The organism is Novipirellula sp. (genome assembly GCF_041583735.1).
GTDB lineage: Bacteria > Planctomycetota > Planctomycetia > Pirellulales > Pirellulaceae > Novipirellula.
Map to the genome: position 1 here is coordinate 1 of NZ_JBFHFD010000404.1, position 8,068 is coordinate 8,068.

General features: G+C 54.8%; 5 protein-coding genes and 1 pseudogene. All 6 read left to right on the top strand.

Going from position 1 to position 8,068, the window contains the following annotated elements:
- Positions 1–440: 440 nt before the first annotated feature.
- On the top strand, positions 441–1,628 hold the full coding sequence (locus ABX962_RS23970) for a glycosyltransferase (RefSeq protein ID WP_372723021.1): 1,188 nt from the start codon (positions 441–443) through the stop codon (positions 1,626–1,628).
- Positions 1,629–2,067: 439 nt separating this feature from the next.
- Positions 2,068–3,096: a DUF1573 domain-containing protein gene (locus ABX962_RS23975; RefSeq protein ID WP_372723013.1), complete on the top strand. Its 1,029-nt coding sequence runs from the start codon at positions 2,068–2,070 to the stop codon at positions 3,094–3,096.
- Positions 3,097–3,780: 684 nt separating this feature from the next.
- The gene (locus ABX962_RS23980) at positions 3,781–5,661 is read left to right on the top strand and encodes a BBP7 family outer membrane beta-barrel protein (RefSeq protein ID WP_372723015.1); all 1,881 of its coding nucleotides are present in this window, start codon (positions 3,781–3,783) and stop codon (positions 5,659–5,661) included.
- Between the two features lie 188 nt (positions 5,662–5,849).
- Positions 5,850–6,524, top strand: coding sequence for a hypothetical protein (locus tag ABX962_RS23985; RefSeq protein WP_372723017.1), 675 nt, complete (start codon positions 5,850–5,852; stop codon positions 6,522–6,524).
- Between the two features lie 115 nt (positions 6,525–6,639).
- On the top strand, positions 6,640–7,743 hold the full coding sequence (locus ABX962_RS23990) for an alanine racemase (protein ID WP_372723019.1): 1,104 nt from the start codon (positions 6,640–6,642) through the stop codon (positions 7,741–7,743).
- Between the two features lie 64 nt (positions 7,744–7,807).
- Positions 7,808–8,068, top strand: a pseudogene (locus ABX962_RS23995) (hypothetical protein); the annotation flags it as partial.

Here is an 8,068-nt window from a genome sequence, read left to right on the forward strand (position 1 = left end):
AGAATTGGCTCAGCTTCGATCCGCGGAAGTTACGTCTCGAGCCCAAGGTCGACTACAAGTTGCCGACTCGCAAGCCTGCGGATCGCAAATCCGCGGCAGTCGAATCATGCTCGACTCCGCTCGGATCAGGCATGCCACAAATCACGATGCCCATGCCCGGCATGCACACCGCGAGCTAAGTGTCGCGGTCGACGTCTTCGATTTCTGCCAGTGAATTGCTGACAGTGAATTTCGAAAGAGAGGCAGTGGCCATTGAAAGTGAGTGATTGCGAATCGCAATTCGCTGACGGTCTCACGCCGTGCTTCCAACAATCCAACCGCATCCCCACGAAACACCGCATCCCCACAAAACACCGCATCCCCACGAAACTATGTTCAATCGGATTCAACAGATCTATCGACCCGTGCCACCCCGCCATAACGAGGGACCGCTTCGCTGTCTGTTTGTGATCACCAGCATGCCTGTGGGAGGAGCCGAGACATTGTTGGTCAACCTGATGCGACGGATGGATCCACAAGTCATGATCCCAGAAGTCGTCTGTTTGAAAGAGGCTGGACCGCTAGGCGAACAAATCGCCAGCGAATTCAAGGTCCACACCCATCTGTTGTCAAGCAAATACGACCTGCGTGTACTGCCGCGATTGGTCCATTTGATGTACCGCCGCTGGATCGACGTTGTCGTCACCGTGGGGGCAGGCGACAAGATGTTTTGGGGACGCGTTGCCGCAAAAATGGCGGGCGTGCCCGTGATTGCCTCGGCACTTCATTCGACCGGATGGCCCGATGGTGTCGGCCGACTTAATCGCAGACTGACCTGCATCACGGATGCCTTTATCGCGGTTGCCGATTCGCATGGCGAGTTTTTGACGTCGTTTGAACGGTTTCCCGCTTCCAAAGTAAACGTGATCCGCAATGGAGTGGATTGCGATCGATTTCGGAGGTCGGCCACCGCCCGCCAATCGCTCCGCAATCAACTTGGTATCCCAAGCGATGCCCCCGTCGTCGGCTTGGTGGCGGCGCTTCGCAGTGAAAAAAATCACACCATGTTCTTGAAAACCGCCGCGATGATCCGCGACCAGAATCGCAATTCACGGATCGGCGATACTCATTGGGTACTTGTCGGCGATGGCCCCGAGCGAGCTGCGATTGAAAAGCTGCGGGACGAATTGAATCTTGGATCGCACGTTCACTTGCTGGGAACCCGTCACGATACGCCCGAATTGGTCGCTGGCATGGACGTTTTCGCCTTAACGTCGCTAAACGAAGCGTCACCGGTGTCGATTCTGGAATCGCTGGCGTGCGGGGTTCCCGTCGTCGCCACCGACGTGGGATCCATTTCCGAATCGGTGATCGAGGGAGTCACCGGGCATTTGGTGCCGTCCGAAGATGTGCCAGCGATGGCCGGCGCGGTGTCACGCTTGCTGAACGATCCTGCGGTCGCCCGTCAAATGGGCGAAAACGGACGCGATCGCGTCGTCGCAACCGGTTCGCTTGATTCGATGGTGCGGGGCTACGAGTCACTCGCAACCCGGCTGTATGACTCGAAAGTTTTATCGCACTCGAAATCGTCCTCGAGGGGGGCTGGTGTTTTGACAAAATCTCAAACATCGAAAAGCATTTCGTGTTAAAAATTGGCATCGGGGTATGGCCGTCCCCTTTTAGAGCTGTGCGTCCTCCTTTTTTAGTGCGGTGTCTCCTTTTTGAGCTACGTTTGGGTAGATCATCCAGAGCAAGGATTCGGCTTGGTGACGCGAGGTCATTTGAGCAACATTTGTAGTGATAAGGTTGCGGCGTAGGTTCGCCGGAAGAGTCACCTGCAGTTGACGCAAAGTGCCAATGTTCGCCATTCAGCCTAAGTTGCCGTTGCGTGCATAACTGTTACGTTTTATTCCCACCAAATGAGTGTGGAATATAGAGAGTTTCCCTTGTCTGAATGAAAAACACCGTTAATCTGACAAAGATTGGCCCCAACGTCCAACAATAAAGAATCTTGCTGCTACCCCCTCTGAGAAGTGTGTCGCGTGCGATTCTTACCCTTCCCGCGGTTGCTATCACAGGTAGAAGTAAATGTTCCTACACCTTCAACGAATTTCTCACAGGGCGATCGCTTTGGCGGCGATCAGCGGCTGTGTTTTTGCGGTTTCGATGTTCACGTGTCGCACAGCGCAATCGCAAGATTGGTCGGAAAAAGTTTTTCCCGTCAAAGCTCACGACTTCGGTGCGGTCGCCGTCGCGGCGAAGACCGAATTTCGTTTCCCGGTACATAACCCCTATTCTCAACCGCTGCACATTCAATCGGTGCGAGCGAGTTGCGGATGTACCACGCCGATCATCGAAAACCAATACGTACAACCGGGGGAAACCGGGGCGATTTTGGCGCGTTTCAATACCGGAACGTTCCGCGGTAAGAAAGGGGCAACGTTGACGGTCGTGGTCGATCAACCGTTTTATGCCGAAACCCGTTTGGTCGTGGATGGGTACATCCGCAGCGATATGGTGTTTCACCCGGGTGAAATCAGTTTTGGACGGACAACGCAGGGCGAATCGTCTACCAAAACCACAAAAATTCTGTATGCAGGGCGTAGCGATTGGCAGGTGACCGACGTGGTCAGCAACAAACCATGGTTGTTGCCGACGTTCAAGCAGGTCAGCCGCGGCAGCGGCCGAGCGGACTATGAAATCACGGTGGTCATCCAGGAAGACGCTCCGCAAGGTTTCTTTCAAGACGAATTGACGGTCGTTACCAACGATCGCTCGATGCCGCGTGTTCCGCTGCGTGTCAGTGGTCAAGTCGAGAGTCTGCTCAGTATTTCACCGCAATCGATTGCACTCGGCAGTGTAAAACCCGGCCAAGCGATTTCAAAACGATTGGTGATTCGCAGCCAAGAACCGGTGCTGATTGATTCGATCGAGTGCGAGGGATGGGACGTCAAGTTTGATCGGCCGACCGCCGAGAGCACGACGTTCTTGTTGGACGTCACGTTCACCCCGACCGAGGCGGTTGGAAACGATCGAAAGCCGGTCGTGATTTCGACTTCGGGTGCCAAATCGGTGCAAGCAAAAGCATTGCTGACAGCGGATGTTCGCTCCGAATAAAAAACACCGATCGCACGTTGCCCACCGATCCAACGCTTCTCGAGCTTTCGAGAAGCGTTTTTTTTTTGCATGTTTGGCAGGGGCATTCGTCAATCGAACGAAAGTCACGCACGGCTTCCGCTACGTCCAAAATGCATAATTTCTTAAGAGAAAATGCCGTCCAGCATCCGCTCGCTCCCATCTACTTTGCTACCGAGCATATGCGTTTCGATAGCGGGTGGTAGCAAAATCGCTGGCAAACTTTGCCGACTAGGCAGCCTTGTCTGCGTGAGGGGGATGGATGCGTCAGGGGGGTGGCAACCAATTTGCGTGTCCTGATGTCGTCACGACCGGTATTGGTGGTCGTAATCCGTTTTAGATGCACAGAGCGACCCACCCAAATGACGATCACTTTCAACACGGAAAAGTCGTCGTTTCGAAGATTCACGGCAATACAGCTCGACACGGATCGTTGCAGCTGAATTGATGTTTCTCGGTCAACAACCTGGTTTCGCAACGCGTGGCGTTCGAGCGAGGACTTTTATGTTTATTGTTTTGGGGTAACGGACCACACGCCGATCTTCGGTTCGCACTACGGATCACGAAGGCGATGCTGGTTAGCGAAATAGTCTGACAAATTGAGGTCAACGTTTTTCGTTGTACCAGCAAGTTGATTCGGTGAAAGATATAAAAAGGAGTTTATAGATGAGAACCAATTTTATGCGGTGCGTTGCGATTGCCCTGGGCATCAGCGTTTGTAGCGTCGCGACGGCACAAAATGCAACCACGGTGGGGCAATACAATTCGCCTTCGAAGTGGAACAATTTCAATATCGTTCCACCTCAACAGCCGGCCATGCCGCAGCAGGCTGCGATGCCACAGCAGGCTGCGATGCCACAGCAGGCTGCGATGCCACAAGCAGTGATGCCACAAGCAGTGATGCCACAACAAAGCATGCAGCCGCAAGGTTACCTGCATACCGTTTCCACGGGCGGCCCGGCGAACGCACCTCAGCAAAATAACGCCGAGATTTTGCCTGCACCCAAAGGGGTTCCCTCGACCGCCGCGGCTAAGAAGCCAACGCCGCCACCGGTGCAACCGCAACCTCAATCAGGTCCGCAACTGAATTCGCCGGGCTACCAAGCTCCGCAATCCCACGCAGCGCAGCCAAACGGCTCGGTACCGTACTCGACAACCGGCGCTCAACCAGGATTCGGTTGCCCACCCGGGGCGCCCCAAGGGTATTCGCATGCAGGCGTGCAGCAGCCGCCGGCTCAGTGGACCGCTCCCCAACCGGCTGCGGAAACGCCGCTGACGGATGGATCGTCACCCTACACAGGACCTCAGCAGTTTTTCAACAACGGTTTCACGACCCAGGGATTCGCAGGGCAAGGATTCGCAGGGCAGGGATTCGCAGGGCAGGGATTCGCAGGGCAGGGATTCGCAGGGCAAAACTGTGACACCGGCGGATGTGCTACCCCAGGTACCCGACCTAATCTGGCACCTTGGTTTGGTGGTTTCAATCTGCTGTTCTGGCAAATGGAAACCAATCATTCTCGTCGTCTGATCGCATTCGACACAGGATATGCAACGCATACCACCACCGGTGTTGTTGATCCGGAATCGACCTTGGGTTATGACTTGACGTTTGGTCGATATTTGGATTGCGGCCGGTATGGACTGAGTGCCACGTACATGAACTTTGACCCGAGTCAATCGGAAACGATCGTGACGGCGGGTTCCTACTACGCTCCAATGGCCTCTTGGAACAACATCTCGATCGACCCCAATGGTGCGGGCGTCGATACGGTTTACGACTTGTACGCTACCGCCGCGGCTTATCGAGTGCGACGTGACGTGCAGATGCAAGGTATCGAAGTCAATTTGACGAGTTTTGGTTTGATGGGAGCCCAACGTGCTGCAGCGATGTGCAGCCAAGGCGCTTGCGGTGGCATCGGAGCCAACTTGGGACTTGGTCTTACCAACCCATGTAACGGTTACGGCGGAGCGACCGGTCCCTTGGTTCGTGCTTGCAGCGGTCGTGTTCGGGTTCAGACCAGTCACGGTTTCCGCTGGTTCCAATTCAAAGATGAGTTCGAGTTTGCTGCGAACATCGATGGATCGGGCGGTTACCAAGCGACGGACCTGTATTACAACATCGATGTTGAAAACAACCTGTTCGGTTACCAATACGGTTCGATGTTGACTTATTGTCTGAATGATCGATGCAACCTTGGCATCGGTGGTAAATTCGGTATCTACGGCAACCGAGCGGAGATGACGCAGCGTATCGGGACCGCCTCGGGTTACGCTTATGAAACAACGATGCCATCGGATTTCGTCAACACCAGCTCAAGTGATACGGTATTGGCAGGTCTTGGTGAAATCGACCTCGGACTCGGTTACCGCTTGAACAATGCGTGGACCGTTCGCGGTGGCTATCGCATGCTCGGTGCCGCTGGTGTGGCAACCTCAACCGATTCGCTTGACCAAGATTACAGCTCGGTTGCGACCACCGGTGGCGTTTACGCCAACGACTCGCTGCTGCTGCACGGTGCCTACGTCGGAATGAACTTCAACTGGTAGTTTTGACGCAGCCAAATCAAAGAATGAACGACTCACCCTGGCCGGGGAAACTGGCCAGGGTGTTTTTTTGTTTTAAAGTCGTTGGTTTCACGTCCGATTTCGCCCCGGATAGATGGTGATCGCGATAAAGATTAGGCTGATAGGCGTTGCGTACTCGTGGAAATCTTCTCCATCAAAGTGATACCGTTTTGAGTGATTTGACCCCCCCGACGAAACCGGAGCCTTTGATCGACCCTTCGTTTCTGTTTCGATTCGAGATCCGATTGCTGCAGGACGAGATGAAGTGGTCCAGTAAGGGGTTGACGCTTCCTGAGACGTGCCGGTTGCCATCGTTTGGCGCGTTAGGCGAGCGGCCCGTGTTTGCCGATGTGCGGATGGCGTGGAACGCGAGCGGGATTGGCTTGACCGTCAATGTCACCGGAAAGCGGCAATTGCCTTGGTGTCGCGACTCGCGGCTGGACGACAGCGACGGATTTCATTTTTGGATCGATACGCGGTGTAGCCCGGGGATCCACCGGGCGACCCAGTATTGCCATCGATTTCTGTGGATGCCGGCCGGTGGCGGCCCCAAGCGTGAACACCCTGTCGCCGCTTGGATTCCGATCAACCGTGCTCGTGCGAATCCCAAACCGGTCTCGCCGTCCGAGTTAAAGATCGCTGCTTACCCCCGCCATGATGGTTATCAGATGTCCGGTTTTGTGCCCGCCAGCGGATTGACGGGATTTGATCCTGCGAGCCAACCTCGAGTCAGCTTGTATTATGCGGTGGTCGACCGCGAACTCGGCTGGCAAACGCTCACGCTCGGACCCGAGTACCCCGTGTTGGAAGACCCCAGCCTGTGGGGCGAAGCCGTCCTGGCCTAGTTCCTCCCTTCGCCACTTTGACACTGAACTGGTGTTTTTTTAGCCCCTCGCCTCACCGCTACTAAAGTAGATTGCACTCCCCCCTCCCCTCCCTCCTTCACGCAGGCGTGTTCCCATGTCCAGCTCATCGATCGAAGCTTTTCCCACTCCGCTGCTGAGTGTGGATTTACCGACGGTACGAAAAAACTTGCAGTCGATGGCGGACTATACCGCCGACCATAACCTGAATTTGCGGCCGCACATCAAGACGCACAAAACTCGTCTGTTTTCGCAGATGCAGCTTGAATGCGGAGCGGTTGGATTGACGTCGGCCAAGCCATCCGAGGCGCTCGCCGCAGCCATTGATGCCGAGGATATTTTGCTCGCGTATCCGTGCTTTACTCGCTCGCGGTTGCAGTTACTTGATTCGCTCTGCAAGGATCACCAAGTACGAATGGGGATCGACAGCTCCGAGGCGGCGGAGCGAGTTTCAACCTATTTGCACGACCAATCCGACAGCAGCATCGGGCTGCTCGTGGATCTCGATATTGGTCATCATCGCACTGGAGTCTCGGCGGCTGAGTCGGTGGTCCGTTTGGCACGCCAGATCCAATCGTTGCCGAACGTGCGGTTTGACGGGGTGATGTTCTTTCCAGGTCATGTGGTCCCCAATCATGCGGGGGTCGAGGAAGGGATGGCGAACGTTCGTGCTAACTTGGTTTCCATTCTTGACGCGCTTCAAACCGCAGGGCTCAAGCCCGGAATTGTCTCGGGGGGATCGACCCCGACAGCAAAACACACACATTTGATCCCCGAGATCAGCGAGATTCGTCCCGGTACCTATATCTTTAATGATCTGAACAGTGTGCGGTGGCAGTGTGCGACGCTCGATGATTGTGCCGCAATCGTCCATGCCACCGTGATCAGCACCGCAGTCAAAGGCAAGGCGGTGGTCGATGCAGGCAGCAAAATGTTGTCGAGCGATCTGTGTGGTGCTGATCCTCAATCTGGATTTGGATTCCTGATCGATCATCCTGGTGCCAAGGTCGCCCGCTTAAGCGAAGAGCATGGTGAAATCGAATTGGGCCAGAGCGATTGGAGTCCACGGATCGGGGACCGTGTTCGCATCTTGCCAAACCACATTTGTCCCTGCGTTAATCTGCAAAATGAACTGATTCTCGTCGACGGGGATCGGCCGCCGCGGCGATTAACGATTGACGCTCGCGGCATGGTTCACTGATTGCACTTTCGATTCGTAACCGTTCCCGCGATTCACGGCGATCGCCGTCGTCGATTCGGCTGCATTGGTGTCGCTTTGCAGCGGCGATCAAGTTGGCGACGAAGCATTGCTTGCAACATCATCGCGGAGCGATTCGTTATCGCTTTTTGCTGACGGATTGTTTCGCTTCACTCCACTTGTTGCCCAAGGGAATGCACTGTGTCTGAGAATCGTTATTCGCTTCAAGCTTTTTTTAGAAAAGTCCAAAGATCGCGACTTGAAGCAAGGGCTTTTTGAGCTTGAGTCCGAGCGGATGCTCGACATCAATCTGAATGGTGAAGTGTGG

Bases quoted from the DNA above. Each gene is read 5' to 3' on its own strand.
- ABX962_RS23975 (WP_372723013.1), top strand. From the start codon at position 2,068: ATGTTCCTACACCTTCAACGAATTTCTCACAGGGCGATCGCTTTGGCG.
- ABX962_RS23980 (WP_372723015.1), top strand. From the start codon at position 3,781: ATGAGAACCAATTTTATGCGGTGCGTTGCGATTGCCCTGGGCATCAGC.
- ABX962_RS23990 (WP_372723019.1), top strand. From the start codon at position 6,640: ATGTCCAGCTCATCGATCGAAGCTTTTCCCACTCCGCTGCTGAGTGTG.